This window comes from Actinoplanes sp. NBRC 103695, from assembly GCF_030269485.1.
In the GTDB taxonomy this organism is placed as follows: Bacteria; Actinomycetota; Actinomycetes; order Mycobacteriales; family Micromonosporaceae; genus Actinoplanes.
On record NZ_BSTL01000024.1, the window covers coordinates 116,340 to 131,929 of the forward strand.

11 protein-coding genes are annotated in these 15,590 nt (G+C 71.8%); 5 read left to right on the top strand and 6 right to left on the bottom strand.

Annotated elements, in window-relative coordinates:
- Positions 1-57 precede the first annotated feature (57 nt).
- On the bottom strand, positions 58-1,683 hold the full coding sequence (locus QSK31_RS35500) for a sensor histidine kinase (protein WP_285689030.1): 1,626 nt from the start codon (positions 1,681-1,683) through the stop codon (positions 58-60).
- Positions 1,684-2,100: 417 nt separating this feature from the next.
- On the opposite strand from QSK31_RS35500, the gene QSK31_RS35505 reads away from it, so the two are divergent.
- From QSK31_RS35505 to QSK31_RS35515, 3 genes are all read left to right on the top strand, one after another.
- Positions 2,101-2,628, top strand: a complete 528-nt coding sequence (locus tag QSK31_RS35505) for a hypothetical protein (protein ID WP_285689031.1) — start codon at positions 2,101-2,103, stop codon at positions 2,626-2,628.
- Between the two features lie 83 nt (positions 2,629-2,711).
- Positions 2,712-5,708 (top strand): MGH1-like glycoside hydrolase domain-containing protein, encoded by a 2,997-nt coding sequence (locus QSK31_RS35510; RefSeq protein ID WP_285689032.1) that lies wholly within the window; start codon positions 2,712-2,714, stop codon positions 5,706-5,708.
- 55 nt (positions 5,709-5,763) lie between these two features.
- Complete coding sequence (locus tag QSK31_RS35515; protein ID WP_285689033.1) at positions 5,764-7,056, top strand: N-acetylmuramoyl-L-alanine amidase; 1,293 nt, start codon at positions 5,764-5,766, stop codon at positions 7,054-7,056.
- Here QSK31_RS35515 and QSK31_RS35520 read toward each other — a convergent pair.
- The 3 genes from QSK31_RS35520 to QSK31_RS35530 form a co-directional block, all read right to left on the bottom strand.
- Positions 7,046-8,701: a serine/threonine-protein kinase gene (locus QSK31_RS35520; protein ID WP_285689034.1), complete on the bottom strand. Its 1,656-nt coding sequence runs from the start codon at positions 8,699-8,701 to the stop codon at positions 7,046-7,048. The two genes, QSK31_RS35515 and QSK31_RS35520, sit on opposite strands and share 11 nt — an antisense overlap.
- Before the next feature lie 32 nt (positions 8,702-8,733).
- Entirely contained in the window at positions 8,734-9,258 is a 525-nt protein-coding gene (locus tag QSK31_RS35525; protein ID WP_285689056.1) for a monooxygenase family protein, read from the bottom strand.
- A 129-nt stretch (positions 9,259-9,387) separates the two neighbouring features.
- Positions 9,388-10,065, bottom strand: coding sequence for a GbsR/MarR family transcriptional regulator (locus tag QSK31_RS35530; protein ID WP_285689035.1), 678 nt, complete (start codon positions 10,063-10,065; stop codon positions 9,388-9,390).
- A gap of 109 nt (positions 10,066-10,174) precedes the next feature.
- Between QSK31_RS35530 and QSK31_RS35535 the strand changes: the two genes are divergently transcribed.
- On the top strand, positions 10,175-11,359 hold the full coding sequence (locus QSK31_RS35535) for a serine hydrolase domain-containing protein (RefSeq protein WP_285689036.1): 1,185 nt from the start codon (positions 10,175-10,177) through the stop codon (positions 11,357-11,359).
- A 210-nt stretch (positions 11,360-11,569) separates the two neighbouring features.
- Positions 11,570-13,234 (top strand): SulP family inorganic anion transporter, encoded by a 1,665-nt coding sequence (locus QSK31_RS35540; protein WP_285689037.1) that lies wholly within the window; start codon positions 11,570-11,572, stop codon positions 13,232-13,234.
- On the opposite strand, the gene QSK31_RS35545 is transcribed toward QSK31_RS35540, so the two are convergent.
- Both QSK31_RS35545 and QSK31_RS35550 read right to left on the bottom strand, forming a co-directional pair.
- Positions 13,219-13,443: a zinc-ribbon domain-containing protein gene (locus QSK31_RS35545; RefSeq protein WP_285689038.1), complete on the bottom strand. Its 225-nt coding sequence runs from the start codon at positions 13,441-13,443 to the stop codon at positions 13,219-13,221. The two genes, QSK31_RS35540 and QSK31_RS35545, sit on opposite strands and share 16 nt — an antisense overlap.
- An 18-nt stretch (positions 13,444-13,461) precedes the next feature.
- Complete coding sequence (locus QSK31_RS35550) at positions 13,462-15,552, bottom strand: glycoside hydrolase family 15 protein (protein WP_285689039.1); 2,091 nt, start codon at positions 15,550-15,552, stop codon at positions 13,462-13,464.
- Positions 15,553-15,590: the final 38 nt, after the last annotated feature.

Consider the following 15,590-nt stretch of genomic DNA (forward strand, 5'->3'; position numbering starts at 1 on the left):
GGCGGCCCTCTGGGACGAAAGTAGGAGCCGTGCGGGTCGCTGGAATCGCGAACGAGCTCAATCGAAGGGAAGGCCGTGGGTCTCGTTCTCAGGGCAGGTGAGGGTTGCCGTGGTGGGTAGCCGTACCACGAAGGTGGTGCCGGGCCCGGTGTGGTGGGCCAGGGCGATGGTGCCGTGGTGGCGTTCGAGGATGGTGCGGGTGATGACGAGGCCGAGGCCGGTGCCGGGGATGCGTTTGTCCAGGGCGGTGGAGGCGCGGTAGAAGCGGCGGAACAGCCGGGGTTGTTCGTCCGGGGGGACGCCGATGCCGGTGTCGGCGACAGTCCAGTTGATCATGTGGCTGGTGTCGTCGAGGCCGGCGGTGATGGTGATCGTGCCGCCGGCGGGGGTGTATTTGATGGCGTTGGTGAGCAGGTTGTCGGCGACCTGGCGCAGCCGGTTGGGGTCGGCGTGCAGGTTGAGCCGCTGGGGCAGCTGCATGGTCACCGTGAGCTGCTTGTCGACGGCTGGTGCGGTGTTCGCGTGTACGGCCTCGCTGATGATGGCGCACAGGTCGGTGTCGACCAGGTCGACGGCGAGTTGTCCGGATTCGAGCCGGGCCAGGTCGAGCAGGTCGTCGGTCATCACCGACAGGCGCTGCGAGCTGCGCGCGATGACGCGTAGGTATTCGCGTTGCTGCTCGGTGGTCAGTTCGTCGAGTTCGTCATCGAACACCGCGACGGCGCCGCTGATCACCGCCAGCGGGTTACGCAGTTCGTGGGTGACCATGGCCAGGAACTCGTCCTTGGTGTGGGCCAGTTCCACGGCGAGTTCCTCGGCCCGGCGCCGCTCGAGGTATTGCCCTACGTGGGCGGCGAGCCCGCCGAGCAGCCCGAGCAGGGTGTCTTCGGGGTGTTCCACCCGATCGCCGTAAACGCACAGCGCGCCCAGGGTGTAACGGCCGGTGGAGACCGGCACACCGACCGCGACGTGCAACCCGATACGCGCGGCAGCGCTGCTGCGCAACGACATCGTGTCGGTGCTCAGGTCCGCGATCCATCGGCCGGTGCCGTCGGCGCAGACCCGGCCGGGCAGCGCCACGCCGAGCTCGAGTACGTCCAGGGCGAAGTCGCTCAGCTGCCGGTCCGCTTCGACGTGGCGGGCTGCGCAGGTCAGCACTTGCCGGTGATCGTCGACCAGCCACAGTTCAACGACCGGCCAGCCCATCTTCACGCCGAGGGCCTCGACCATCCGGTGCGCGGCGACGGTGCTGGAGTCCGCCTCGGCCAGCCCCAGGGCGATGGCGGCTTGGACGTCGGCGAACTGAGCGGCCCGGCGCGCGCTGGTGATGTCGCGGGCGAAGGCGTGGAACATGCGCCCGCTGGGCTCCTCGGTGACGGTCAGGGTCATCTCGATGGGGAACTCGTGGCCGTCGCGGTGCAATGCGGTCAGCTGAAGCTGCTGTCCGAGGACTCGGCTGGGATCACCACCGGCGAGGCGGGCGAGACGGGCGAGGTCGGCGCGGTATACCTCGCGGAACCGGGCCGGGATGATCAGGTCGGTGAGGTCGCCCTCACAGGCCTCTGCGGCGTTGTAGCCGAAAACTCTCTCGGCGGCTGGATTCCACCCGTTTACCCGGCCGTCGGTGCTGGTGGCGATGTAGGCCTGCACCGCCACCGCGAACCCCACCTGCTCCTGGCGCACCTCATCGTCAACTCTTTCCGATACCGCTTGCGTCATCACGGCCCCCAGGTGGCCTAGGCTCGGTGACCGCGCCGCGCCCGGAGGGTCGTCGGCCGATGCTGTCGCACCCAACGTACCGCCGCTGTCCGATGCGCCTTACCTCCACGGAAACATTGGCAAGACTTCCCTAATCGTCTGACCAGCACGAACGACGTCTCACACGAGGGGTCCGCGGACACGTCCGACAGGGGCTCGGCCGCTCACGTGGCAGCGGACGACACCGCCTCGCGGTCCGGCCCGGGCAATGCGCCGAGCTCCACGGTGAGCCGCCGCCGCGGCCGGACTCGCCGTGGATCTCGGTGACGGTGTGCTCGCCACATCGCATCGCCTGGTTGACGGCGCCGGACGCGGTGAGCGTCCACAGGGCATCATGTGACCGTGAGCATGAGACGTGCCGGCCTTGTCCTGACCACGGCGATCATCGGCCTCGGTGGCTGTGAGTCGTCCCCGCCGTCGGCGACGCCGCAGTCCGCGGCCGGGCCGTCGCCCTCGGCGTCGGTGGTGTCGGCCCCGGTGGCGGCGTCCCCGTCGGCGGAGGCTCCGTTCGCCCCGTCGACCGCTTCGGCGGCGCCCGGCGGGCACGAGGTGACCGTGGACGGGAAGAAGATCGGCGGGGTCGCGCCGGGCCTCGGCCTGCCGCCGGGCAGCAAGGTCACCGACAGCATCGTCACCGGGGAGAGCACCACGATCATCCTGGCCGAGCCGAAGCCGGCCGCCGTCCTGGCCCACTACCGGAGCAAGGGGCCGGCGGCCGGGTACCAGGTCGGCGGCGACACCGGCGGGCGGCTCGGGCTGACCGGCAAGGGCTGGTCGGTGACCGTCACGACGCAGGCGAAGGACAGCACGCTCTCCTTCAATCCGATCCCGTCGGGAGACCCGTCCGACGCGGTCACTCCAGGCATCTAGCACGTTTCCGAACATGTTTCCTTGACGTTACGTGTGCGCATCTGTTTCGATGCGCTGAATCGATGTGCGTCAGTGGGGGAATCGTGAGCAGATTCGTGCGGTTGGCCGCAGCGGTGGCCGTGTCCACACTGGCGGTGGCGATGGCGGCCGTTCCGGCGTACGCAAGCGAACCCCAGCCCGTCTATCCCGCGACCGGGAACGGGACCGCCTTCCTGGACCACCGCGCGCTCCTCGGCGACGTGCCGGAGCCGGCCTGGTACGAGGCGAACATCCCGTTCGTCGACCTGCCCGACCGGGAGATCCGGGACACCTACTACTACCGCTGGCGCACCTTCAAGGAGGCGCTGAAGTACACCGGACCCGAGGACGGCTGGATCGTCACCGAGTTCCTCGGCCCGGTCGGCTACTCGGCGCCCAACGGAGGCATCAACGCGGCTGCGGGACACCACGTCTACGAGGGACGGTGGCTGCGCGACCCGCGGTACCTCGACGACTACCTGGACTACTGGCTCAGCGGGTCCGGCTCGCAGGCCAAGCCCGCCACCGAGGGGCTGAACAAGAACACCACCGACTGGGCGCACCAGTACTCGTTCTGGGCGGTCGACGCGGCGGTGGCCCGGGCCGAGGTCACCGGTGACTGGCGGTTCCTGCTGGACCGGCTGCCGCGGCTGCGCAAGCAGTACGAGGGCTGGAAGAAGTCGAACTTCGATCGAACTCGAGGTCTCTACTGGCAGACGCCGGTGTGGGACGCGATGGAGTTCACCGCCGGCTCGTACCAGACCGCCGATCCCTATCACGGCGGCGACGGCTTCCGGCCGACGCTCAACGCCTACCAGTACGGCGACGCCAAGGCGCTCGCGATGCTGCTGCGCCGGGCGGGAGACGACGCCGGCGCCGCGAAACTCGACCGGGAGGCGGCGGCGCTGAGCCGCAACCTGGAGCGGCAACTCTGGGACGGCGACTTCTACAAGCACGTGCAGCGCGACGCGACCACGCCGATCGACGACCGCGAGCTGATGGGCTACGTGCCCTGGTACTTCCACATGCCGCCGGCCGCGAACGCCAAGGCGTGGGCGCAACTGACCGACCCGCAGGGGTTCGCCGCCGCGTACGGCCCGACGACCACCGAGCGGCGCAGCCCGTGGTTCATGCACGAGGCGCTCGACGGCTGCTGCCGCTGGGACGGTCCGAGCTGGCCCTACGCCACCAGCCAGACGCTCACCGCCCTGAGCAACCAGTTGCTCGACTACCCGGCACAGCCCTATGTGGACTCCGAGGACTTCAACACCTTGCTTCGCGGGTACGCGTTGACGCAACGCAAGAACGGCCGGCCGTACGTCGCCGAGGCGCACCACCCGGACGAGGACCGCTGGATCTACGACGGGCGTGGCCACAGCGAGGACTACAACCACTCCACGTTCACCGACATCGTGCTGTCGGGACTCTTCGGCATCCGCGCCCAGCCGGACAACAGCGTGCGGATCGCCCCGCTCGCCCCGGCCGGCTGGGACCACTACGCCGTCGAGAACGTGCCGTACCACGGTCACAACCTGACGGTTCTCTGGGACAAGACCGGTTCCGCGTACGGGCGGGGGAGTGGTTTCCGGGTCTATGTGGACGGTGTGCTGACCGAGCAGCGGGACGCTCCCGGCGACATCCGGGTGAAGCTCGGCGTGCGCCCGGCCGGCGAGAACCTGCCCGCCCCGGTCGACGACGCGGCCAACCCGGCCGAGAGCGGCTACCCCGCGGCCCGGGCCTCCTACACGTGGTCCGGCGACAAGGCGGCCGACGCCATCGACGGGCAGAACTTCCACCTGGACGTCCCGGCCACCCGCTGGACCACCTGGCAGTCGCCGAACCGGACTGACTGGCTGGAGGTCGACCTGGGCGCCGCCTCGGTCGTGTCGGACGTGCGCCTCGACTTCTACGACGACGGCGGTGGGGTGCGGACACCCGACACAGTCGCGCTGCAGTACGAGAAGGCCGGCGTCTGGCAGGACGTGCCCGGTCAGCGCCGGGATCCGGCGACGCCGGCGGCCCGGGCCGTCAACCGGATCGTGGTCGACCCGCCGATCCGCACCGACCGGCTGCGCGTGGTCGCCGCCCGGGCAGACGGGGGAGCGGTCGGCATCACCGCCCTGCAGTCGTGGCGGCGGCCGGACAACCGCCTGCGTGTGGAGATGCCCGCCGCCCTGTCCGTCGACGGCGGTGACACCGTCCGGGTCAAGAGCCGGGTGACCGCCACAGCCGCGACCCCGGACGTACGGGTGGAGCTGGAGGTGCCGCGCGGCTGGACCGCGACCCCGGTGACCGCCGCGAGCACCGCCCTGCTGGCCGCCGGTGACACGCTCACCACCACCTGGAAGGTGACCGTCCCGGCGGACGCGCGGCTCACCGACCGCCTCCCGCTGCGTGCCCTGGCCCGCTCCGGCAAGGCGCTCGGCCGGGTCAGCTCGGCGATCACCCGGACCGCGTACCAGTTCGACCCGGCCGACTACGCGACGGTCGCGTGGGACGACGACTTCACCACCGACCGGCTCGGCGAGTACCGCGTCGACCACCCCGTGGCCGAACCGTCGCCGGCGCTGTCGGTGTCCGGCGGCGCGCTGACCGCCACCGCGACCGGCCGGGCCTTCGCCGTGCTCGCCGCGCCCGTGCGAGGCGACGCGCGGGGCACCGCCGTGATCGTCGAACCGTCCCGCTTCTCCGGGGCGTCACCGGAGGACAGCCTGTTCCTCGGCGCGTCCGCCGGATCCCGGGACAACGCCCTGGCCTGGTACAACAACTTCCACGGCAGCTCCGGCGCCGACGTGCAGGTGGGCGGCGCGTCCCGGTCCGAGGCGACCGGCGGGTGCTGTGCGGCGTACCGCTGGGAGGCCGGTGACCGGATCGCGGTGCTGCTGCGCTGGGGCCGGCTCACCACCTGGGTCGAGCACGAGGGCGCCTGGACCCAGATCCACGACGCCCCGGTGAGCGCGGCGGTCGACGAGGTCACCCTCGCCGGGTGGTCACCCGCTTTCGGCGTACGCCTCGACCCCGGCTCTCTGGCGGTCGGCCGGTTCACCGTGCGCACCAGGTGAGCCGCACACCCGGGTCCACTGTGCGGAGTCGACCGGCAGGGTGGAGACTGCAACCGTGAGACGACAGGTGATTGCTGGAGTGGCAGTGCTGGTGGCCGTCGTTGCCGCCGGCTGGGGCGGGACACCGGCGGCCGCGGCGAGCGTGCCCGCCGACCAGGCCGAGTGCCCGCGGGTCCTGCAGTGCAAGTGGCTGCCGGCGGCGTACGCGTCGAACAACCCGGAGGACGCCAACGCCTACGGCAACTACGACCTCGCCGACCGGCCCGCCACGATGCCGATCAAGTACATCGTCATCCACGACACCGAGAGCAGCTACGCGAGCACCCTGGCGCACTTCCAGAACCCGCGGGCCTACACCTCCTCGCACTACGTGATCCGGTCCTCGGACGGCGAGGTCACCCAGATGGTCCGCACCAAGGACGTCGCGTGGCACGCCGGCAACTCGTTGATCAACGGCGAGTCCATCGGCATCGAGCATGAGGGCGTGGCCGCGGACGGCGCGGCCTGGTACACCGACGCGATGTACCGCAACTCGGCGGCGCTGGTCCGCTATCTGGCGGCGCGGTACCACATCCCGCTCGACCGGGAACACATCATCGGCCACGACGACGTCGCGAACCAGCGCAACTACCGCGGCTCGCACTGGGATCCGGGCCCGTTCTGGGACTGGAACCGCTACATGCGGCTGCTCCGGGCGCCGGCCCCGGCGCCGGGCAACCGGCTGGTCACCATCAAGCCGGCCTGGTCGATCAACCAGCCCGAGCTGACCTACTGCTCCAACGGTTGCCGGACGCTTCCGAAGCAGCCGTCCAGCACGGTCCTGCTGCGGACCGAGCCCCGGGACGACGCGCCTCTGCTGACCGACCCGGTGCTGGGCGGTGGCACCACCGACGCCGCCGACTGGTCGGACAAGGCGGCGGCCGGCCGCACCTACGCGGTGGCCGAGCGGCAGGGCCGGTGGACCGCCGTCTGGTTCGGCGGTCAGAAGGCGTGGCTGCTCAGCCGCCTGCTCCGCCCGGCGGCGGGCCGGGTGATCCGGCCGCGGGCCGGTACCGCGATGCGCGTCTACCCGGCCAACCTGCCGGAGCCCGGCGAGTGGCCGGCGGGCGCCCCGGCCGGCAACCCGGCGACGCCGCCGGCACCGGCCGTGGTCTACACGATCTCCGGGGACCAGCGCTACCAGGTCGCCGACCAGAGCCCGGCGATGGTCTACTACGCCCGTTTCGGCGGCGACGAGGTGCCGTACAACCACACCGTCATCCGTGGCGCCGCCACCTACTACCGGATCTCGTTCAACCACCGGTTCATGTACGTCAACGCCGACGACGTCGAGGTGGTCAGGGGCTGAGGGTGCGGACCTCGACGTCGTTGAACGAGGCGGCCCACGGCGGTGACTCGTCGCCGGGAGCGGTGACCAGGCCGATCATCGGGCGGCCGCGGTCGATGTCGGCCTCCGGGAGAGCCGCCTCGCCGACCGGCACGCCGTCGTGGCCGAACCGGGCGACCCCGTCCCGGACCACCACCTGCAGCCGGATCGGGGTGTCCCGGCGAAGGCCGGGCGCGCCCAGCTCGACCTCGCGCACCACGTACGCGATCGCGCCGTCCCGGTCGACCGACAGCCGGAAGGCGTCCTCGCACGCGGTGAGCTGATAGCTGCGCGCGACCTGCCAGTACAGCCAGATGCCCAGGCAGGTGCCGGGCTCCTCGATCCGTCCGGTCACCTCGATCGTGTGGTCGCCGGCGAGCTCCTTCTCCGGGCCGGAACAGGTGAAGAAGCCGGGGCTGACCCGGTGCGCACGCAGGGCGCCGTCGGTGACGTCGCAGTTCGACTCCTCCTCGCCCACGACGTAGGTCCCGTTCCACTGCCCGCCGACGGTGAGCGTGTCGGCGATGAACACCTTGCCCTCGGGAAGAGCGAACGAGGCCGGCGGGGACGGCCGGCCGGAGTCCACCGTCGTGCCGGTGTCGAAAACCCGGGCCGCGGCGAGCGCTCCGGCGCCGAGCACGAGCAGCGTGGCCAGGGCGGCCAGCACCCCGATCCACACCCTCCGGCGCCCGCGCCGATGCCGGGCCGGCTCGTGCACCCGGTCGACCGCGCCGCGCAGCGCGGGCTGGCGCTGGAGAACCTCGGTGGCTCGGAGCACCTCGGTGACCGGCTGCGGTCCCGACCCGATCAGGGCGTCCAGCAGGTACTTCGCGGTCGGCCGGCGGCTCGCGTCGGTGGACAGCGCCTGCTCGACCAGCCGGCGCAGCGTGCCGTCCAGCCCGCGCAGGTCCGGCGGCTGGGAGAGGATCCGGGCGGCCGTCGCCACCGGCGAGTCGGCGTCGAACGGCCCGTGCCCGGTCGCGGCGAACGCCACCACGCAGCCCCAGGCGAAGATGTCCGCGGCCTGGGTGAGCGAGACGCCGGTCCCGCCGAAGCGCTCCGGCGCCATGTACGCCACCGTGCCGACCATCCGGCCGGTGCTGGTGTGCTCGGTGGTCGCCTCGAGGGCCCGCGCGATCCCGAAGTCGATCACCTTGGGGCTGCCGGGCGCGAGCAGGACGTTCTGCGGTTTGAGGTCGCGGTGGATGATGCCGGCGTCGTGGATCGCGACCAGCGCGGTGGCCACCCCGATCGCGACCGAGTGCACGTGCGAGCCGGTCAGCGGCCCCCGCTCGCGGACCACCTCGAACAGCGACGGGCCGTCCACGTACTCGACGACCAGGTACGGCCGTGGCGCGTCCGGGTCGGCGTCGAGCACCGCCGCCGTGCAGAACGGCGGCACCTGCCTCGCCCGCTCCACCTCCGAGCGGAACCGGCGCCGGAACTCGTCGTCGTCGGCGAGCTCGGCGTGCACCACCTTGACCGCCACCGGCCGCCCGGCCGGGTCGCGGGCCAGGTAGACCACGCCCATGCCGCCCGAGCCCAGCCGCCCGGCCAGCGCGTACGGCCCGATGTGCGACGGATCCCCGGCGCGCAGCGGGCCGCCTCGCGGCGTGACGTGATCCACCGGCCGAGGGTAATGCGCCGGGGCGACCAGGGTCACCGTCTGGCGGCCCACCATTCCTCGGTACGCATCGTGCGGTGCGCGCCCAGCCCGGTCGGCGGCATGTTGCCGTACAGGGCGTGATGCGAGCCCTCCGGTGAGTGCAGGAGCTCGTGCCACACCCCGACGCCGTCACTGGCGCCGTAGTGCCACCAGTAGCGCCGCTGCGCCACACGGTGGGAACCGGTGCGCTCCCGGGCGTACCCGTGAAGGTCGTCTGTTGAACGCCAGTATTGGACGATCATCGCCTGGCGGGGGCCCGGCCCCAGCAGGAGGCGGTAGCCGAGCAGGCCGCTGTCCGGCGCCGAGGCCAGCTCGCGGAGCATCCCGGCGATCGTGAGCAGCAGCGGCAGCCATCGGCGGACCTTGCGCCACCGGTTGATCCGGATGCCGAGCAGGAACATCACGGCCGGCTCGGCGTTGTCGGCGGTGAACTTGCCGGGGCGGACGGCGACCGGCCCGGCGTTCCGGCTCCACTCGGGGCGCAGCAGCAGCGACACACTGTCCCGGACGGCTGACATCACCGGCAGACCATAGATACGAAAGCCGTAGCAATGGTGCTGAAGGGACAGAGGACCCTGCAACGATGTACGGACGACACCTCGCTTCCTTGCCGGACGGCAAACCGGCTACGTGTTCACCGCCCGTGCCTACGGCGCGGCCCGCCGGCCCCACTCGTCGATGACCTGCTGGAGGGAGCCGGTGACCAGCGTCAGGAGTTCGGCGGAGGAGGCGAAGCGCGCGCCCACCGGCGTACCCGGCCCGAAGATCTCGCTGCCACGCCGGGACGCGGCCGCCAGGACCTCGTTCATCTCCAGCGCGGAGCGGATGGACCGGATCCAGATCTCGTCGTCGATGACGTAGCGCTCGCGGCGCTCGCCGGCGGCCCGTTGCCGCGAGATCAGCCCCTGCTGCTCGAGGAAGGTGACGGCGTGCGAGATCGACGCCGGGCTGACGCGGAGCCGCTGGACCAGCTCGGCGGCGGTCAGGCTGCCGGAGTCGGTGACGTACAGGCTGGCCATCACCCGGGCCACCATCCGGGGAAGTCCCTGCTGGACGAGGAGGTCGGTGAAGGAGAGCGTGAAGTCCGACTCCCGCTCGGCCTCGGGTTGCGACGCGGCCGGTTTCCGCCGGCGGGCCCGGCCCCGGGTGGCGGCGTCGGCCCGGTCCGCCCGATAGTCGCGAGCGCCGCCGTTGCGGGTGACCTCGCGCATGATCGTCGAGGCGGGCCGGTCCAGGCGCCGGCCGATCTCGGCATATCCGAGACCCTCGGCCAGCCACGTGGCGATGTCCTGCCGATCCTGGCCGGTCAGTCGTCCACCGGGCATGCGTTCACTCCCATGTCATTGCAACGACCATTGCGTTCAGCGTCAGTTCCATTGCAAAGATACGCCTAAACTCGTTGACCGTCTAGTAAACGCAACGTACTTTTCAGTCATGCCTGTAGACACGAAGTTGCGTGAGGTTCTCGAACGGCACGTCGCGTCCGGCCGGATCCCCGGCGTTGTCGCCCTGGTCGGCCGGGGCGACGAGACGCACGTCGAAGCGGTCGGGACGATGCGCCACGACGGCGGCCCGCCGATGCGCCGGGACACCATCTTCCGGATGGCGTCCACGTCCAAGCCGGTCACGATGGCGGCGGCGATGATCCTGCTCGACGAGTGCCGGCTGCGGCTCGACGACCCGGTCGAGCAGTGGCTGCCCGAGCTCGCCGACCGGCGGGTGCTCACCCGGATCGACGGCCCGCTCGACGACACCGTCCCCGCCCGGCGGCCGATCACCGTGCGAGACCTGCTGACCTCCACCTTCGGGCTCGGCATGGACCTGACAGCGCTGGGCAGCCCGATCATGAACGCGGTCTTCGAGCAGGGCCTCACACCCAACCTCCCCGAGCCGATGCCCGAGCCGGACGAGTGGATGCGCCGCCTCGGCGCGATGCCTCTGATGCACCAGCCCGGCGAGCGCTGGCAGTACCACATCAGCAGCGACCTGCTCGGCGTGCTGGTCGCCCGGGTCACCGGCCAGTCGTACGAGACGTTCCTGCGCGACCGCGTCTTCGACCCGCTAGGCATGCACGACACCGGTTTCCACGTGCCGGCCGACAAGATCCACCGGCTGCCGCCCGCCTACGCGCCCGACCCCGCCACCGGCGAGTTCACCATCTGGGACGAGGCCGAGGGCGGCCGCCACAGCGAGCCACCGGCGTTCCAGGGCGGCGGCGGTGGCCTGGTCTCCACGGTCGACGACTACCACGCGTACTTCCGGATGCTGCTCGGCCACGGGATCCTCTCCCGGCCCGCGAAGGAGCTGATGACCACCAACCGCCTCACCCCCGCGCAGCAGGCCGCCCGGCACGCCACGGCCGTGAACAACGTGCACCTGTCGTACGGCCAAGGCCAGCACGGCGGCTGGGGCTTCGGCATGGCGGTGCGCACCTACCGCGGCGACTACGCGCCCGTCGGCCAGTTCGGCTGGGACGGCGGCATGGGCACCACCGCGTACGCCGACCCCGGGAACCAGCTCGTCGGCATCCTGCTCACCCAGGTCGGCATGTCGACCCCCGACTCCGCGCGCCTCATCCACGACTTCTGGACCACGCTCTACCAGACGATCAGCGGCTGACACCCGGCCCGGCGGTGACGGCCTCCCGGACGATCGTGGCCAGGTTCCGCGGGGCGGCCGTCCGGAAGGCATGCGCCAGAGGGACCCGAGTCACCCGGATTCGTGGCGTCCCGGCTCAGCTGCCAGGCGCAGTATGTTGTCCAGAACCTGGAGGACATGCCCGAGGTGCGGGGCTGAACCCTGTCGTAGCGGCCGGAGGACGAGTTGGCGGTGCGTGTGGCCCGGCTGGTGCCGGGGGTCGCCGTGCTCCGGGCGTACCGGAGATCGTGGCTCCGTGGCGACCTGCTGGCCGGCATCACCGTGGCCGCCTACCTCGTGCCGCAGGTCATGGCCTACGCCGGCCTCGCCGGGCTGCCTCCCGTGGCCGGGCTGTGGGCGATCCTCCTTCCGCTCGCCCTGTACGCGCTCCTCGGCTCGTCCCGGCAGCTGTCGATCGGGCCGGAATCCACGACGGCGCTGATGACCGCGGCCGCCGTCGCGCCCCTGGCCGGCGGCGACCCGAGCCGGTACGCGGTGCTGGCCGCCACGCTCGCGGTCGTCGTCGGCGTGCTGTTCCTGGTGGCCTTCGTCGCGCGCCTGGGCTTCGTGGCCGACCTGCTGTCCCGGCCGATCCTGGTCGGCTACCTCGCCGGGGTGGCCATCACGATGATCGTCGGCCAGCTGGGCAAGCTGACCGGTGTCCGGGTGGACGGCGACACGGTGCTGGGCGAGCTGGTGTCGTTCGCCGGGCGGCTGGGCCAGGTGCACTGGCCGACCGCGGTGCTGGGCGTGGCCGTGGTGGTGCTGCTGTTCGTCGGCCAGTGGCGGGTGCCGCGCCTGCCGGTGCCGCTGGTCGTCGTGCTGCTGGCCACCGTGGCGGTGCTGGTCCTCGGGCTGCGGGAGCACGGCGTCGCGGTGATCGGCGAGGTGCCTCGCGGCCTGCCCGCCCCGGTCCTGCCGAGTCCCGGCGACCTCGGGAACCTGCTGCTACCGGCGGTCGGTGTGCTTGTGGTCGGCTACACCGACACGGTGCTGACCGCGCGGGCCTTCTCCTCGCGTACCGGTGACAAGGTCGACGCGAACCAGGAGCTGCTCGCGCTCGGGGTGGCCAACGTCGGCGCCGGGGTGCTGCGCGGCTTCCCGATCAGCAGCAGCGGCAGCCGCACCGCGCTGGGCGTCGCGAGCGGCGCCCGTACCCAGGTCTATTCGCTCTTCGCCCTGGTCTTCGTGGTCGCCGTCCTGCTGTTCGCCGGGCCGATGCTGGCAATGTTCCCGGCGGCCGCGCTGGGCGGGCTCGTCATCTACGCGGCGGTGCGCCTGGTCGACGTGGCCGGGTTCCGGAGGCTGGCGTCCTTCCGGCGCAGCGAACTGCTGCTCGCGTTGGCCGCCACGGCCGGTGTGGTGGTGTTCGACATCCTGTCCGGGGTGCTGCTCGCCGTCGGGCTGGCCGTGGCCGAGCTGCTCTACCGGGTGGCCCGGCCGCACGACGCGGTGCAGGGCTTCGTGCCCGGGCTGGCCGGCATGCACGACATCGACGACTACCCCGCCGCGACCACGGTGCCCGGCCTGCTCGTCTACCGGTACGACTCGCCGCTGTTCTTCGCCAACGCGGAGAACTTCCGGGACCGGGCGCTCGCGGCGGTCGCCGATCAGGCCGACCCGGTGCGCTGGTTCGTGCTCAACATGGAGGCGAACGTCGAGGTGGACAGCACGGCGCTGGAGGCACTCGAGGCGTTGCGGGCCGAGCTGACCGGCCGCGGGATCGTCTTCGGTCTGGCCCGGGTGAAGCAGGACCTGCGCGAGGCGCTGGACGCCTACGGCCTCGCCGCGTCCATCGGCGAGGACCGCATCTTCCCGACCCTGCCGACGGCGGTCGCCGCCTACGAGAGCACGTAGCGCTCGTCCACCTGGCGGCCGGCGCCGCAGTGCGTGCACTCGCGGAAGTAGGTCGGCCGCTTGACCGGGAACAGCGGGATGAAGAAGAGCGTGAACTTGGTCGTCCGCTTCACCAGCCCCTGCGCCGCGGTGTTCCCGCAGACGTCACACAGCATGGTACGAACCCCGAGGCGCTGGTCGGAGGTGCGGAAACCGAAGAGGATGAACATGCCTCCACGGTACGGGCGTCAGTCGAGGTAGCGCCGGGCGACGACCGTGGGCTGCTCGGTGATCCGGCCGGCCTCGGCGTTGCGGGCCAGCCGGAGGTACTGGGCGTGCGCCCAGGTCAGCGGCGTCGCGGAGAACGTCGGGGTGCCTGGGGTGTGGCCGGGCGGCGGACGCTGGTCCCAGACCTGCTCCGGCAGCATGTGGCCGGGTCCGGCGGCGGCCGCCATCGTGCGCAGCCTGACGGTGGCGGTGCCGGGGCGGCCGGCGGCCAGGTCGTACTCGCCGCGCTCGCCGGTCAGCAGCGGCCACGCGCGGCCCCGGGTGAGCAGCGAGTCGTCCGGCAGGCCGTAGTCCCAGGGGCTGCCGTCGAGCCGCTCGCCGAAGCCGTCGAAGGACGCCCGGTGCCAGAACTGGCCGCTCGGGGTGTTCACGCCCAGGCGTTCGTCGACGACGCGCAGGGTGTTGACCACGGCGGGGTCTCGGGCGGGCAGCACGCCCAGCCGGACCAGCTCGAGGAAGCTGGGGTCGAGGACGCGGCGCTGGTCGACGTTCGACGGGCCGCTGTCGCCGATCGTGTAGGTGGTGCCCGCGTTCGGGTTGCCGTCCTTGGTCAGCCGCAGGAAGTACGGCTTCGCCGAGTACGGGCCGTTGGTCGTGACCGTCCACTGCTTGACCCGGGACTGCCAGTCGTCGGCCGTGGCCAGGTAGCGGCGGGCGGACGCCGGGTCGCCGTGGCGGCGGGCGATGTCGGCGGCGCACACCAGCCCGGCGATCTCGGCGGCGATGGTGGCGGGGGAGTAGCCGGACTGGTTCTCCCAGCGCTCCTGCGGCGTCCACGGCGCGCGGTTGCCGTCCTGTTCGAAGGCGAGCAGGAAGTCGGCGGCCCGCCTGACGTGCGGCCACGTGTCCCAGCGCTTCAGCTGGTGGGCGAGCACGATCGGCAGGGCGACCTCGTCGAGCTGCAGGCCTCCCCACACGGGGGTGCCGTCGACGCGCGCGTTCTGCGGGAACGAGCCGTCCGGTTTCTGCTGGACGTCGAAGAGGTGGTCGAGGGCCCGGTTCGCGCCGCGCACGTCACCGGCGGCGATCAGCCCGGTGGCGACCTGGTAAAGATCACGGGACCAGACCAGATGGTACGGACCTGAGGGATCGTCACGGCCGAAGGCCCACGGCATGGCGGGCGCGGCCACGTACGCCCCGCGGTTGATCTTGTCCTCGCTCGCGGCCAGCACCATCGCGGAGGTGCGCCACAGTTGCCGGTCCACCGCGCCGCGCGGCTCGTCCAGGCCGGCGAGGTAGCGGTGCCAGCCGTACGCATAGGATTTTGACGTCTTGTCGAAGCCCTGCCGCAGGGACGCGCGGGCGGCGGCCGGCGCCGTGGCCGCATCGCCGAACCCGAGGGCGAGCGTGCTGCGCTTCCCCTTGAGCTTTGCCGTCTGGACCAGGTTTCCGCTGCTCGCGGTGGCGTAGTGCCAGTCCATCCGGCCGTCGCGCAGGTCGGTCCAGCCGTCGCTGACGCCGCGGAAACCGTTCGAGGTGGCGGCGAAACCGCCCTCGGCGGCCAGCGCGCTCGCGGTCTGGCCGTCGGTGGCGACCAGGCCGTCGCCGCTGTCGCTGCCACGCGTGTTGGCCAGCGCCGGGTCGTAGATCGCGTAGAGGTCGTGGTCGCGCGGCCCGCTGAAGGCCAGGTCGACGAGCACGGTCGGTCGGGCCGGGTCGGTCGCGTAGCTCGCGGTCAGCCGCCACTTCCCGGACCGCTCGGTGAAGGTCTGCCGGAAGCTGAGACTCCGGGGGTCGGTGATGTCGGTACGGACCCTGGTGTCCCGGGCGGAGACCGCGTGCCCCCGCCGGTCGGCCACCACGAAGTCCAGCGTGCGGCCGGCCGGCGAGTCGATCCGCGGGTAGTAGATCTCGCCGAGCCCGCCCTCCTTCTGCACGGTGAACCACACCGTGCTCGCGGTCGTCGCCGAGGTCCCGAAGCCGGACTTGCCGGCCGGCAGGTACTGCTCGTCGACGCCGGGCGCGCCGGGCGCCTCAACGACGCCCGGCTGCACCGGCAGTGTGACCGTCAGAAGTCCCGCCGTGAGGAACCGGCCCCAGATGTACGCCACGATGCCCGGCTTTCCCGGCCGGAAGATCGGTAAACGTC